13 protein-coding genes are annotated in these 12,930 nt (G+C 41.4%); 3 read left to right on the forward strand and 10 right to left on the reverse strand.

Annotated features, from left to right (window positions below; genetic code table 11):
- Positions 1–37: 37 nt before the first annotated feature.
- Entirely contained in the window at positions 38–238 is a 201-nt protein-coding gene (locus MmiAt1_RS01025; protein WP_318785048.1) for a hypothetical protein, read from the reverse strand.
- A 51-nt stretch (positions 239–289) separates the two neighbouring features.
- Between MmiAt1_RS01025 and MmiAt1_RS01030 the strand changes: the two genes are divergently transcribed.
- A complete protein-coding gene (locus MmiAt1_RS01030) occupies positions 290–1,288 on the forward strand; it encodes a hypothetical protein (protein ID WP_318785049.1) in 999 nt (332 codons plus the stop codon).
- A gap of 13 nt (positions 1,289–1,301) precedes the next feature.
- Here MmiAt1_RS01030 and MmiAt1_RS01035 read toward each other — a convergent pair whose 3' ends face one another.
- Positions 1,302–2,390, reverse strand: a complete 1,089-nt coding sequence (locus MmiAt1_RS01035) for an exonuclease/endonuclease/phosphatase family protein (RefSeq protein ID WP_318785050.1) — start codon at positions 2,388–2,390, stop codon at positions 1,302–1,304.
- A gap of 182 nt (positions 2,391–2,572) precedes the next feature.
- Entirely contained in the window at positions 2,573–2,803 is a 231-nt protein-coding gene (locus tag MmiAt1_RS01040) for a hypothetical protein (protein ID WP_318785051.1), read from the reverse strand.
- Positions 2,804–2,809: 6 nt separating this feature from the next.
- On the opposite strand from MmiAt1_RS01040, the gene MmiAt1_RS01045 reads away from it, so the two are divergent.
- Complete coding sequence (locus MmiAt1_RS01045; RefSeq protein WP_318785052.1) at positions 2,810–3,091, forward strand: hypothetical protein; 282 nt, start codon at positions 2,810–2,812, stop codon at positions 3,089–3,091.
- A gap of 203 nt (positions 3,092–3,294) precedes the next feature.
- Here the strand turns inward: MmiAt1_RS01045 and MmiAt1_RS01050 are convergent, their stop codons facing one another.
- The 7 genes from MmiAt1_RS01050 to frhA form a co-directional block, all read right to left on the reverse strand.
- Entirely contained in the window at positions 3,295–4,200 is a 906-nt protein-coding gene (locus MmiAt1_RS01050) for an exonuclease/endonuclease/phosphatase family protein (RefSeq protein WP_318785053.1), read from the reverse strand.
- A 130-nt stretch (positions 4,201–4,330) separates the two neighbouring features.
- Positions 4,331–5,194, reverse strand: a complete 864-nt coding sequence (locus MmiAt1_RS01055; RefSeq protein WP_318785054.1) for a hypothetical protein — start codon at positions 5,192–5,194, stop codon at positions 4,331–4,333.
- 255 nt (positions 5,195–5,449) lie between these two features.
- A complete protein-coding gene (locus MmiAt1_RS01060) occupies positions 5,450–6,706 on the reverse strand; it encodes a restriction endonuclease (protein ID WP_318785055.1) in 1,257 nt (418 codons plus the stop codon).
- A 525-nt stretch (positions 6,707–7,231) separates the two neighbouring features.
- Entirely contained in the window at positions 7,232–8,089 is an 858-nt protein-coding gene (frhB, locus tag MmiAt1_RS01065) for a coenzyme F420 hydrogenase subunit beta (RefSeq protein ID WP_318785056.1), read from the reverse strand.
- A gap of 3 nt (positions 8,090–8,092) precedes the next feature.
- Positions 8,093–8,821 carry a coenzyme F420 hydrogenase subunit gamma gene (gene frhG, locus MmiAt1_RS01070; protein ID WP_318785057.1) on the reverse strand — a complete coding sequence of 243 codons (729 nt, stop codon included), beginning with the start codon at positions 8,819–8,821 and terminating at the stop codon, positions 8,093–8,095.
- Between the two features lie 67 nt (positions 8,822–8,888).
- Positions 8,889–9,389 (reverse strand): coenzyme F420-reducing hydrogenase, FrhD protein, encoded by a 501-nt coding sequence (frhD, locus tag MmiAt1_RS01075; RefSeq protein WP_318785058.1) that lies wholly within the window; start codon positions 9,387–9,389, stop codon positions 8,889–8,891.
- Between the two features lie 94 nt (positions 9,390–9,483).
- Complete coding sequence (gene frhA / locus MmiAt1_RS01080) at positions 9,484–10,719, reverse strand: coenzyme F420 hydrogenase subunit alpha (RefSeq protein ID WP_318785059.1); 1,236 nt, start codon at positions 10,717–10,719, stop codon at positions 9,484–9,486.
- Between the two features lie 1,099 nt (positions 10,720–11,818).
- Between frhA and MmiAt1_RS01085 the strand changes: the two genes are divergently transcribed.
- Positions 11,819–12,520 carry a DUF169 domain-containing protein gene (locus tag MmiAt1_RS01085; RefSeq protein ID WP_318785060.1) on the forward strand — a complete coding sequence of 234 codons (702 nt, stop codon included), beginning with the start codon at positions 11,819–11,821 and terminating at the stop codon, positions 12,518–12,520.
- The last annotated feature ends 410 nt before the right edge of the window (positions 12,521–12,930 follow it).

The raw sequence follows: 12,930 nt of genomic DNA on the forward strand, positions 1-12,930 counted from the left end.
TTTCATGATCAATGTCCGAAGAGATTCTTTCCTTACATCAGAAGGTATTTTTCTTTTCTTTTACCTGACCGGGTATCTTCTTAATGCTATAATTCTCCCATTTCTGCTTCTTACAATATTTGATAATTTGCTCATTTACTTCACAGGCAACTCTTTCGTATGGAATTCTCCCCTTTTTATATACGCATTTATTTTGATTTTTGATATTGTTTTTATTTCCTTTTTCCGACATATTCATAAAATTTCGGCTCAGGGAAAAAATCCGGAAGAACTTTGGATGGCCTGAATTATGCTTTTAGATCGTTATGAGTTATTGTTTTTGATTATTCCGATTCTTCCGGGAATTTATTTAGCATTGCAGAAGAATTTTATTTTTTCTTGGAATCCGAAAACTGATTCATTCTTTCTCCGTTTATTTTTTACAACTCCGGGGCTTTGGATTTTAAATGTTATTTTATCTGCTTTTATTGTAAACTCATTTCCCAACTTCTTTCCGGAATTTTCAGAGAGTGTTTCTCAAATATTCGGAGTTTGGTCTTCTTTGTTGTTTCCTATGGTGATTGATACTTTTTTCATTTTTTTCATTCGGAAATACATACTTACAGAAGATTTGCCTTACTTTTTGTCAAAACTTGTATCGTCTGAGTTATATCTTTACATACCGAACGGAGCAGATGCAGGTATCAGTGCAACTTATGAAATTACCAACAAAAAAAGGAAATCGACGGAATTACCGATTTCAATGGCGACAACCAATCTAGTAATTAATTTAGCACAGACAGGTAATAAAGATATTATTCTTTCTATTTTTGGTGAAATTATCATTACAGAAAAAGTCCTTAATCTTTTTCAAAAGAACAATATTGGAGGATTTTATGCGCGTCCGGTTCGGACAGTTTTTGAAGAGGTCACTGAATCTTTTTTTGATGGCGTAATTGCTAAAAAAATCGATGTTGATAGTTCTTTAATTCAGCAACGTTATCAAATTATCTGCTCAAGTTTCTTACCACCTACTGTTCCTCCGACAAAAATAAAAATTTCCCGATTTCCTTTGAAAATCACAATTCCTGATTTTAAACTGTATTATCCCCGTGATATTCTTTTGAATGTAAAAGATATCAATCAAACATCTGAATCTTTCGGAAGTCAGTATGGTTCACCTTATTTTGTTCAAAGATATTGGATTGTCAGTTCTAAAATGAGGGATTTGTTGATTCAAGAATTTCAGGAAAATCAATTCCATTTTACTCCTATACGTTTCATTGGCGATGAAAATTCTTCTGCATAATTCTTTAATATTTTTATGCGTTTATTCTCATATGCGCAAACAACATTCTGAACCAATTGCCGACAACCGTCCAAAACTCGGCGAAAACCGGATAATGGTCGGAAACCGCGTGCGTCTCTTCTTCCGTTAAACCGTATTCGGCGCTGTAATTGAAAACGCCGGAGACATTTGTAAAGTACGGGGCAAGCGATGTTGTAATCACGATTCTGTCGTACGTGTTTTTGGATTTGGTTGTCGTCACTTCGTCGTTTCCGATGAGCCAGATGTATTCGCCGGACTTTAAGGCGGAATCGCCGCTTTCGTTGAAGTAGCTGCCGTCGGCGTTAAAATCGCCCATGACGACGTAATTTTCCTGTCCTTTGTAAATGGACTTGGCATACTGAACGACTGTGTCAAGCTCGTTAATTTCATTTTTAGCGTCATCCGGTTTGGTGTGAATCAAGATGAAAAGCGCGTCAAAATCGCCGTCATTGGCTCTGAACGTCACCATATACGGTTCGCGCTCAAACGGGTCGGTGCCGTCAGGCTCGGGATAGACCAAAGGTTCGCTGGCGACAAAAACGTTGTTCGCGTTGTAAATGTAAGCGTACTGTTCCTTGCTGGAAGACCGGCCGAGACGGTCGCTGACAACATAATCATAATTGTAAGCATTGCCGTTTTCATCCGCGCCGCCGTTAATCATTTCCACAAGCTTCGGCAAAGACGTGCCGCTTGCGTCGCGGATTTCCTGGATGCCGACAATATCATAGCGGCGGATCGTTTTTGTCAAAACTTCCATCACATCGTCTTTGGCGGCCTTGGACTGCCCGAAAATCTGAATGTTAAAAGCCGCAATCGAAATTTGATCCGCGGCCGGTGTTTCATATCCCGGGTCCGGCGTTTGGACCGAATCATTTGATCCGACGGTTTCGTTTCCGACGGCCGGCGGAATTTCATCGCCTGCCGGACATTCGTTCAAAGTCGGCGATCCGATGTCAGTGTCAATGCAGCCCGCAAAAAAAGAAGTCAAAAGCAATACAGTCAAAAGAACGGTTAAAATCGTTTGAGTTTTCGATTTCATACTCAAAGAAACGGCGTTACCGGATTTATCTATTTTCGTCAAACTGAAACATCGTTTTTCATAACTTTTCAAACCCGAACCCCGCCTTCAAACAATAAAAAAGAAAAACGGGGGGTTCGTTTTTCTTTAACTTTAAATAAACCGATGTTTCGGTTTATATAATGAATGAGATGAAAACCCTGTGAACCGCCCCTCCAATCCGAATTTTGTGAGCGGAGCAAGCATTAGGAGGATTGGAGATGGACCAAATGATTTTCAATTAAAACAAAAAACCGCCCTTTAAATTCTTGTTCTTGTTTCTGTTTTGTGTGTGCTGTCACTGTCATTCGCATTTCTCTGTGTGCCGTCGCTTCTGCTTGATAGTGTGGGTTGTGTTTCTGTGTGTCGCCGTTTCCGTTTGCAATGAGAGCTGCATTCCAGTGTGTCACCGCTTCCGTTTGCAATGAGAGCTGCATTCCTGTGTGCCACTGCTTCCGTTTGCAATGAGAGCTGCGTTTCCATATGCATCATCTCATTTTTATCACATCCGCTCGCTACGCGAGCGTGGGCACAGTACCTTACTGTTTCCGTTTGGCACAGTACCTTGCTGCTTCCGTTTGGCACAGTACCTTACCGTTTCCGTTTGGCACAGTACCTTGCTGATTCCGTCAATACAGTTGCCGATTTGTCGGCCTGTCGGCTGCGACTTGCCGGCCCGTCAGCTGCCGCCCACCGTCCGCTACGCGCGAGCCGCATCCGTTTGAAAAACGAATCAAAACGAAACCACGGTTTTTGAACAAAATACATACGGCGGTGGTTCTGTTAAAAATAAAAGAAAAATGAGACATGAGAAATGAAAAATAAAGAAATAAAAATGAAAAAATGAAAAAATGAAAAAAATGAAAAGTTGAAGAAATAAAATACGGAATCAGAAACGGGAGTTCCGTTTCTGTTTCCCTTCTTATTTTCATCTCGGCCGGGAGCTGTAATATTCAACGTAAACCGGATAGTGCGTTGAAATGGCTTCCGTTTCTTCCTGCGTTAAATTGTATTCTTCGGTGAAGTTGAAAACACCGGCTTTTCCCGCATAGAAATTTTTCAGATTGGATGTTGCGATAATTCTGTCGTACGTGTAGTTGCCTTTGGTTGAGGTCACCATGTCGTTTGTAATAATCCAGACAAAATCGTCGGACCGAAGCGGTGAATCGGACGTTTCATCATAATACGGCCGGTCGGAATGCAGATTTCCGACAATCGTGATATTTTCATGACCGGCATATCTGATTTTGACATTTTCAATCAATTGCGGCAGCGCATCAATTTCCTGCTTGGTATTGTTTTCATCTATCGTTAACACGATAAACAAAACATCGCCCTGTCCCGCATATGAACGAAACGCAATCATGTACGGGTCATAATTAAAAGCATTCTCATTGTCCGCGTAAATGCGCGGAATAGAAGACGGATACAGCACATTTCTGTCGTAAATGTAAGCGTACTGCTCTTTTGAATCAGAATTGAGGCCGACCGAGTCGCTCAAATTGTATTGGTAATTATAAGCTTTTCCGTTTTCATCCGTGCCGTTGTTAATCTCTTTGATTAAAATATCCATGGCTTTGCTGTCGGGATCCGAAATCCCCTGAAGGCCGATGATATGGAAATTCCGGATGATTTCCGCCAGCATTAAAACAACTTCTTCATCCGATGCTTTGGCTTCGCCGTAATCATCAATGTAAAAAGTCGCTCCTCTGATAACTTGGCTGTCGTCGACAGATCCGTTTTCAGATTCTCCGTCGTCAAGACATCCTGAAATAAACAGACACGATGATAAAATAATTAAAAATAAAAATATTATATTTCTTTTCCCATCCATACTATGAATTAGGCAAATTAAATATTTGAAGCTTCTTGTCATAGACTAAAAATTCATAAGCCGTATATTTTTATAATTTTTCTAAAATGTGTAAATTTTTTTCAAATATCCGCTTACGACGGGATTCTTTTCAATTTTCGTTTTCTTTGAGAACTTTCATTTCATATTGTTCATATTTGTCATATGTTTTCGCCAATTTGATGATGTTCGACATTTTCGAATCCGTCGATTTGATTAAATTTTCGAGCTTCGGAATCAGTTCCGAATTTTCGTTCGGATTTTTCGGAAGCGCTGCGCAGAATCTATACATCTCATAATTCGGCGGGAATTCGTAAGTTAAGCGAAGCGCCGTAATCAGCATCAAAATCGAATATTTGAAACTGACGTAATTCATGTTTTCAATCTCGTCGACATCCTGCTTTTCCATGTCCGGAACAATAAAATTCAAAATCGCGTTGATGGTTTGAATATCCTCTTTGCCGACGAAAATCCGATACTTAGCCGGAATTATGCTTTCAAAGGAAAATCTCGGATTGTCAATCTTTTTTCTCAAACCGTCCGCAGCCATTTTTCGAATCTTTTTATAATTGCCGACCGTCATCGTGGTGGTCACCATCGTTTCGATCTTCGTCAAATTTTCAATCTTGGCAGACGCGTTTTGCTCCAATCTTTTAATCCGCGCAATCGTTTCATCAATCCCGTCCGCCGTCCAGGCTCTGCTGATCGGAAGTTCCGATGCCCGCGCAATTAATTTTTGTTCCGCCATCGCTTTCTTCCCCGCGTTTCGAATCAATTGAACAGTCCGGGCATTTTTCCCCAAAAGCGGCCGGCCTTCATCACCCATTTCCGAAACTTCTTCAAAAAAGTTGTCTGTGACCTCTTTGACCCTTCCGCAATGCTCGACAAAATAAAAAAACGACGGCTTATCGGTATCGGAATCTCTGTATTTCTCATATTCATATTGAAGAACTTGAAGCTGATCATAAATTGACATATCAGCGAATAGGACTGGCAGATTAATAAAATTTCTTCATGTTTTAAGAACAAATGAAAAATAAAAAATGATAAAACGGTAAAAACTGATTGAAAAACGGATGAAAGTTGGTTGAAAACAGGATGAATGCTGATTGAAAATCGGATGAAAATAAGATGAATGTCAAAAAATCAATCAAAAAAAGACAATAACTCAAAACGAAAAAATAAAGTCAAATTAAAAAACAAAATCAAAATAAAAAATGAAAGCGGAGGGTTATTCCGCTTTTTTGATATAGACAATTTTCACATTGTTCCGGTTGGCATATTCCTGAACATTGTCCGGCATGTCGCCGGCTGAAATAAACAAGCCGAAATCTGTTTTGTAGTGACTTTTCGCGCTGATGACCCGGTCAATCTTTTCGGGCGTGATTGTTCCGAATTCGTCTTCGTCGACAACGACAATGTATCTGAAATTGTCCTTGTAAAGAAGCAAATCGGCGTCATCCGCATTTAATCTTGAAACTTCAAAACCGGTCTGCTCGAAAAGGTCGGCCGCTTTCACCGCCAAAGACGCTTCGGCCAGGTTTGCCGCCGATTTAACGGTTCCGCTGTTTTCAAGATTGTCTTGGCCGCCGTCTAAAAGGGGCGTTCCGTCTGCCGTCAATTGATGCGCGCCGCCTGTGTCCAGCAGAAGCGTTCCGTCGGATGCCAGCCGCATTGTTGTTTCGGGAAGCAGTGTCTGGCCTGTGCCGTTTCCGATCTGCTCTCTTTCCGGACCGCTGTCCAGCTTTGCGTTCTTTCGTTCCCAAAGCAGATATTCTTCCTTTTTCAGCTTTTCCGTCTGCGGTTCTTCAACCGGTGTTCCCGCAGGCTGAACATTGTTCAGCGCGTATTCATAATTGGACTGGTCGAACAAAACCGTTCTCATCTTGTCGAAATAACGGTTTTCGGTTTCTTCAATGTACAAATCTCTGGCATCCTGAACCGCCATACGGAATTCGTCAATATGATTGCGTCTGCCGCGAAGCAGGAAACTGTATTCTCTGCCGTCTTTCGTTGTCATTGAAAAAGTTGTTCTTTTCAAAAGGAAATAAGAAAACAAGCTGATGATTGCCAAAACACCGAGGAGAACCGCGCCGTAAACAGCCCACTGCGACAGCATCACGGCAACATCCGAGCCGCCGTCAACACCGAAATATTCGGATGCGAAATTCGCCAAAAAAGTGCCGATTGCTCCCGCATTCAAATACACCAATACGGCGGCAATCAAATAGACCGCGCCCCAAAGGATTTTGCCCCATTGAGGTCTGTAAGTCCATCCCGTTGAAACAACATCTTCCAAACGGAATTCCCGCATGCTTAATTTTCTTTTGTTTAATGAAAAAAGACGTTTATTTGTCAGCACCAGCGTTGTCCAGCTTTTGTATTCGGAGGCTGCCACGTTATTTTGCGACCAGACGGTCTCATCTTTCATGTCAATGGAATTGAGGACACGCTCGTCTTTGCCTAAATATTTTGAAAAATTTGCCATAATTTTCACCGGTTTTTCTGTTTTTAGCAGCTTTATGTAAAAACATAAAATAGATGTTTCGTAAATTATTTTTAATATTTATATACGTTTAGTTTTGAGCAGATATTCTTACAGCATTGCCGCATTTCTTTTTGAAGCACTGTTTTCTGCATTCGCCGTTTCCGCATTCACTGTTCCCGCATTCACTGTTCCTGCATTCGCTGTTCCCGCATTCACCGCTCCCGGCATTCGCCGCGCGCGAACGCATCATTTTCAAATATACAAAAACCCGCGGCCCCGTTTTTAAATTATCTTTTAAAGTATAATAAATGAAGCACAAACAAAACCAAAAATAAAACATAAATTAAAACCAAAAACAAACCAAAAACAAATCAAAATGCGAAAAAAATCAAACACAAAGAAACAAAAAAACAAATAAAACCCAAATCAAATCGAAAATAAAAATGATCCGAAAACTGTTTTTCCGGACCATTTTCCGTTTTTCTTGAATTTTGAAAATTTAAAAATTCAGCAAATGTTTGTTGTTTAATAAGGAACGGGGAATCCCATTTCAATGCGGTGTTCGATTTCCTTGGCGTTTTTGGTCTTCTTGTCGTTTGACAATTTTTCAAGCATCGGGAATCCGACTTTGCCTTCCATGTCAAGCGGCTGAGTTTCCAATTTGCCGGCAGCAATCATTTTGTCAATGAAGTCTTTGCCGCGTTTGTTTCGGATAATCACCGTGCTCCAGCCGTCGGGCGAGCCGACAGATCCGGTTGAAAAGTCCGCGTATTCGGACGTGTAGTCCATGCAGACATGACAGGATTTCTGTTCGAACGGATGTGTTTCTTTAATCGGGATTGCAATCGGTTCGCTGCCGTCTTTCGGATAAACGAAGAGCTTGCCTTTGCCGATGTCCGTCTTTAAAACGTCTTCCATTTTAACGCCGGCATATTCTTCAATCAATGTTTTCATGCCGTTGTACGGGAAGTTTTCCATACAGAAAATGCCGATGACAAGACCGATGTTGTTGACGGTTCCGCGGAATGCGGCCGGGTACTGCATCATCTTTTTCATGGCAATCACCTGACAGGGCGTGCCGACAAATCCGAGCTTTTCAAGGGCGTGCTCTTTAACGGCATCCTTGACAAGAGACATGTTCGGGCTGAGCGAATATTTCGTGCCGCGGGCCGATAAAATATCGTCGCGGGTTTTGGCGATTTTCGGCATCGGCTTGAAGCCGTCTGTCGTGTCGGCAACGATTGCGCCGTCCAAAAGACCGTTTTCAAGACCGTAAATGTATGCTGCCGTTACAATGCCGCCGTCCTGAGATCTTTTTAAGATTTCCTGGTCGGTGGAGCGCGCGGAAATAATTTCAATATATTCTCCGATCGGTTTTGTCATCATTTACACCTCCAAAAGTCCTTTTGATTTGGGCATTCTGATTCTCGGGCACTGCAAAACGCAGGAGCCGCAGTTGATGCACATTTCCATCCGAACGTCCGGCTTGCCGTCATACATGGCAACCGCACGCATTTGGCAGGCTGCGGCGCACGTGCCGCATCCCATACAAAGACCCTGGCTGATGACCTGTTTGATCAGGTTTTCGCCGCTTGCGTCCTGGTATTTGACGAATTCCGCGTACATTTCCAAATAGTCCGTGTCGCCTTCAAGCGCAGCCATCAGGAATTTGACGATTGCGTCCGTTGACGGCGGGCAGCCGGGAATTGCGAAATCGACTTTCACGACTTCCGCGACCGGCACAAATGAAACGTGTGTCGGCTGCGGGTTCTGACCGCCGCGGCCGAAGCGTGTGACACCGCCCGTTGCGGCGCAGGCGCCGAGTGAAACGACGACTTTCGATTTTTCACGCACTTCTTTAATCAATTCAACCGCATGGGGATCGTCCAAACAAATGCTTCCTTCCACCAATGCAATATCAACTTCATCCGGATAAACGCGTTCAATGACGAGTTTGTCCTCTGTTTCCGTCACTTTTGTGACGGCATCCGCCAATGTAATGGCGTAAACGAGATCCACGGCGCCTAAGATATCAAGCAGTTTCTCATAAGTATCAGCAAACGAGATTAAACAGCCCGTACAGCCGCTCATGTGGACATGTGAGATTTTTACCAATATAATCACCCGAATTTACATTTCAAATACATTTACAAATCTGGTAAATGCCTTTTACTCTGTCCCGTTATTTTTCCAGTTCTTCCAAAACCATCTCGGCGGCTTTATCAACAGCAGCGGTCACTTCATCTGAAAGTTCAAGGCAGACATCCGGCGCAGACAAATATTTGTACTGGCATCCGATGACGACAATTTCAACGCCGAATCTTTCGTGAATGTCATTCAGCATTCCCGCAAGAGGCATGTCATGTGCGTCAATGTGATATTTCGGAATGTTGGGCAGATCTTCGGGATAAAGTTTGGTCAACTCTCCCGGATTCAAACCGTAATCGATAATATCAGCGATGATCACTTTTTTGATTTTTGTTTCTTCATCAATCAAAGAAAGAATGAAGTGTGAAGCGCCTGTTCCTGCATCAATAATGGCGATCTTTTCCGAATTCAATTCCGGGTTTGTCTGTTTCATTTCGTTTAAACGCTGAACAACAGCGAACCCGAATCCGTCGTCTGCCAATAAGATATTTCCGCAGCCCAGAATTAATGTTTCTTTCTCAAGGTATTCCGGCATAAAGTCACCTGAATTAATCTTTATATTTCACTTCTTTTTTATTTATATGAAGTCTTTTATATGGAAATCATTGGAAAAATACTTTGCGGGACTTTTATTTGAATATCTTTTCACCGACGGTGTTTCCGTCATAATCCTTGGCAATCATGTGTGTTGCGCAGGAAACACAGGGGTCGTAGGCGCGGACAACGTGTTCGGCAAATTTGTAATGACTGCCGGTGATTGCCTCTCCGATGACCGGAATGTTCCAGGTGGTTGCAACGATTGCGCTGTAGTGAACGATACGTCCGTCTTTTCCGACGATTGCTGCGTGAACGTTGTGGCCGCGGGCCGCTTCGATTGCGCCGACACCGACTGTTTCTCCGTCTCCGACAATCGGGTCCGTGCAGAAGGGTGCGCCGTTCGTGTTCAGTTCGCCCAGCAATTCCAGTGCTCTTTCGGCATAGCATGCCATTTCCAAAGCGCGTGCTTTGTGAATTCCGAGAGCGCCTTTTGTTTCTTTGAAATCTTTAAATGTGACCATGCGGGCGCGCGGGCCGACTTCGACCAAACTTCCTTTGTATTTCGGAATGTTGGTGCAGGCGTGGAGCGCCACTTCTTTGGGATAAACTTCAAAGGGTGAATATTCAACGGCTTGTGAATAGTCGAATTTGGAAATGTCGCCGTAAGTTAAGCTGGTTGCCAAAAGCGGGAAGTCGTGGTAGCCGAGCTTTTCGGGAAGTTCTGTTCCGTCGTTGAGCTTTCCTTCGTTGTATATGTTCATCATGTAATCGCATTGAACGGCCGCAAGTTCCAGATAGTTCTTCGCGCGGGCGATGAGCTTATCTTTGGCTTCCGGTGAGATGTTCTTGGCCATGCCGCCGATTTTGATGTTCGGGGGGTGAATGGCTTCGCCGCCGATTGTGTCAACGAAATACTGACCGATTTTTCTCATTTCCTGAATTCTTTTCACGACTTCGGCATAGTCCTCTTGGGGAACATAATCCGGCGCGATTAAGAATTGGTGCAGCGGATGGGAGTGCATTTTGTTTCCGATGGCGGTCAATTCTCTTAAAATCAGGCCGTCTTTTGTCGGTTCCATACCGCAGGCGCGTTCGAGCGCTTCGACGGAAGACGTCGAGTGCGCTGTCGGGCAGATACCGCAGAAACGGGAAACCGCAATCGGTGCAAACTCCGCAACTTTTCCGTATAAAAATTTCTCAAACCCGCGGACAGGCGTCACGCTGTGATATGCTCCTGACTCGACGATTCCTTCATCATCGACTGTCAGGACCAGATTCGTATGGCCTTCGTGTCGGGTTGTCGGTTTAATTTCTACTGTTTTACTCATTCAATCACCTTTTTTATCGCCGATCGGATCGGGGATAAAACCTCTCTCGCCGTTTTTTGAATAACTTCCTCTATTGAAAACTGAGATGCATTTAGGTTTATTTGGCTGTTATTCTTATACTGTTTTTCTCCTCTTATCAGAGATTAATAATCAGTATGAGTAAATCGCAGACGTTATTCTGCTATTTAATGTTATATGCTTCTTTGAATTATTTATCATGACATATTCGTCCATGAATTATCATGATAAACTCCTCTGATCTGTAATCCCTGAAAACAGCCTCCCAGATTCAATATTTTTTACAATTTCGTCTCACTTTAAAAACCTTATGGTGGTGAAATTTCCCGCATCTTTTTTAAAACGAATTCGGCCGAATTTATAATCCGGTTTGAATGCTTAAACGTCCTCCAAGCAAAATTTCTTCCGAAATCGAATCTATATTTTCTTTTCCGGCGGTTTCAGCCGTTTTAAAATGACAGATCGTTATATATTTCTGCGTTTTACGGAATTTTTTATTGTAAACTTTTCATCGAAAATGAATGAAAAAAAGAAAAACAAAACGAAAATTAAAAGCTGAAATGAAATTATGCACTTCTTGATCGAAGACAGGAAAACACAACGGAAATTAAAAAGCAAACGAAATTAAAAAACAAACGAAATTAAAAATCAAAATGAAATTAAAAAACAAATGAAATTAAAAAACAAATGAAATTAAAAAACAAACGAATTAAAAATCAAAATGAAATTAAAAAACAAACGAAATTAAAAATCAAAATGAAATTAAAAAACAAATGAAATTAAAAAACAAACGAATTAAAAATCAAAATGAAATTAAAAAACAAACGAAATTAAAAGTAAACGAAATTAAAAGTAAACGAAATTAAAAGTAAACGAAAGTTAAAAATTCAAACGAAATTAAAAATCAAACAAAACAAAAAACAAAAACAAAAAAACTGCAAATGCGGGTAAAGTTATTAAACATCATTTATAATTATAGAATATCGAAAACGCTGTCATTTATCGTATATTGCAGGAGAATGATTGCTTTTTCGAATGTTAAATCATTTTTAATATTTTTTAAAAACAAGAGAGGGAAATTATGAATTTGGAGCAGATCAATGCTTACGGCGCTGAATTGAAGTCGCTTCTTCAGCTGGAGGGATTTCCTGTTGCCGTTAAGCTGATTCCTGAAGGCAATGAAGCGGATGTCATCGGCAAATATGAAAAGCTTGACCGGCAGATGCGCCACTGTCAAATCACGGACCATGTCCGCCGAACGGGAGATATGTTTTACACGACGTTGGAAGAGCAGCAGTGCAAAGGCGGGGCCGCAGCGCTCGGTCTGACGAAGCTTTCCGATAAAGTCAGAAGCGGGGAATTTTACTGTGACGGGCTTCATCATTTTGAAACGATTGAAGCGGCCAAGAAAACGGTGGACCTTATTACCTTTTTGGCGCCGAATTCCAATTCTGCGGCCGTGTACGGCCCTCTTGAAAAAGCAACATTTGAACCGGATGTCGTGATTTTCATCTGCAACCCGAAACAGGCAATGCTTTTGACGCAAGGTTGGGAATACCGTGACGGCGGCCGGATCGAGGCGGCATTTTCAGGAAAACAAAGCGTTTGTTCCGATGCCGTCGCCCAGGTCATCAAATCCGGCAAACCCAACGTCACCATCGGATGCAGCGGCAGCCGCGCATACACCAAAATCATGCCCGACGAATTATTGTATTCAATCCCGGCACAAGATGTTGAAAAAACGGTTATCGGACTTCGCATGATTGTCGGCGAATCCGAATAATCTGCAAAAAGTCAAAAAATGGAAATATTCAAAATAAATTCTGAAAAAATAATTCCAAAATTAATTAATAACAATCACAAAAATAATTCCAAAATTAATTAATAACAATCACAAAAATAATTACAAAAACAGTCAAAAATGAACATATCGTTCATTTTTCTTTTATTTATTTTGACAAACGGTTTCATTCTTTATTATCTTAAAAGGTTATAGTCATTATCAATAATTATTTATATTTTTAAGTATTACTATTGTTGTACTCAAGTCATCCTTGAGTTCAGCAACGATGGGGAAAAAAAACGGCATTTTTTATCTGATTTGTTTTGGTTTTTTTTTTTTTTTTTTTTTTTTTTTTTTTTTTTTTTTTTTTTTTTTTTTTTTTTTTTTTTTTTTTTTTTTTTTTTTTTATT

The sequence above is a fragment of the Methanimicrococcus hacksteinii genome (assembly GCF_032714515.1).
Classification (GTDB): domain Archaea; phylum Halobacteriota; class Methanosarcinia; order Methanosarcinales; family Methanosarcinaceae; genus Methanimicrococcus; species Methanimicrococcus hacksteinii.

Coding starts and splice junctions, on each gene's coding strand:
- MmiAt1_RS01060 (WP_318785055.1), bottom strand. CDS start 6,706: ATGGCAAATTTTTCAAAATATTTAGGCAAAGACGAGCGTGTCCTCAAT.
- frhB (WP_318785056.1), bottom strand. CDS start 8,089: ATGACAAAACCGATCGGAGAATATATTGAAATTATTTCCGCGCGCTCC.
- MmiAt1_RS01040 (WP_318785051.1), bottom strand. CDS start 2,803: ATGCAGCTCTCATTGCAAACGGAAGCGGTGACACACTGGAATGCAGCT.
- frhD (WP_318785058.1), bottom strand. CDS start 9,389: ATGCCGGAATACCTTGAGAAAGAAACATTAATTCTGGGCTGCGGAAAT.
- frhA (WP_318785059.1), bottom strand. CDS start 10,719: ATGAGTAAAACAGTAGAAATTAAACCGACAACCCGACACGAAGGCCAT.
- MmiAt1_RS01030 (WP_318785049.1), top strand. CDS start 290: ATGCTTTTAGATCGTTATGAGTTATTGTTTTTGATTATTCCGATTCTT.
- MmiAt1_RS01050 (WP_318785053.1), bottom strand. CDS start 4,200: ATGGATGGGAAAAGAAATATAATATTTTTATTTTTAATTATTTTATCA.
- MmiAt1_RS01025 (WP_318785048.1), bottom strand. CDS start 238: ATGAATATGTCGGAAAAAGGAAATAAAAACAATATCAAAAATCAAAAT.
- MmiAt1_RS01085 (WP_318785060.1), top strand. CDS start 11,819: ATGAATTTGGAGCAGATCAATGCTTACGGCGCTGAATTGAAGTCGCTT.
- MmiAt1_RS01055 (WP_318785054.1), bottom strand. CDS start 5,194: ATGTCAATTTATGATCAGCTTCAAGTTCTTCAATATGAATATGAGAAA.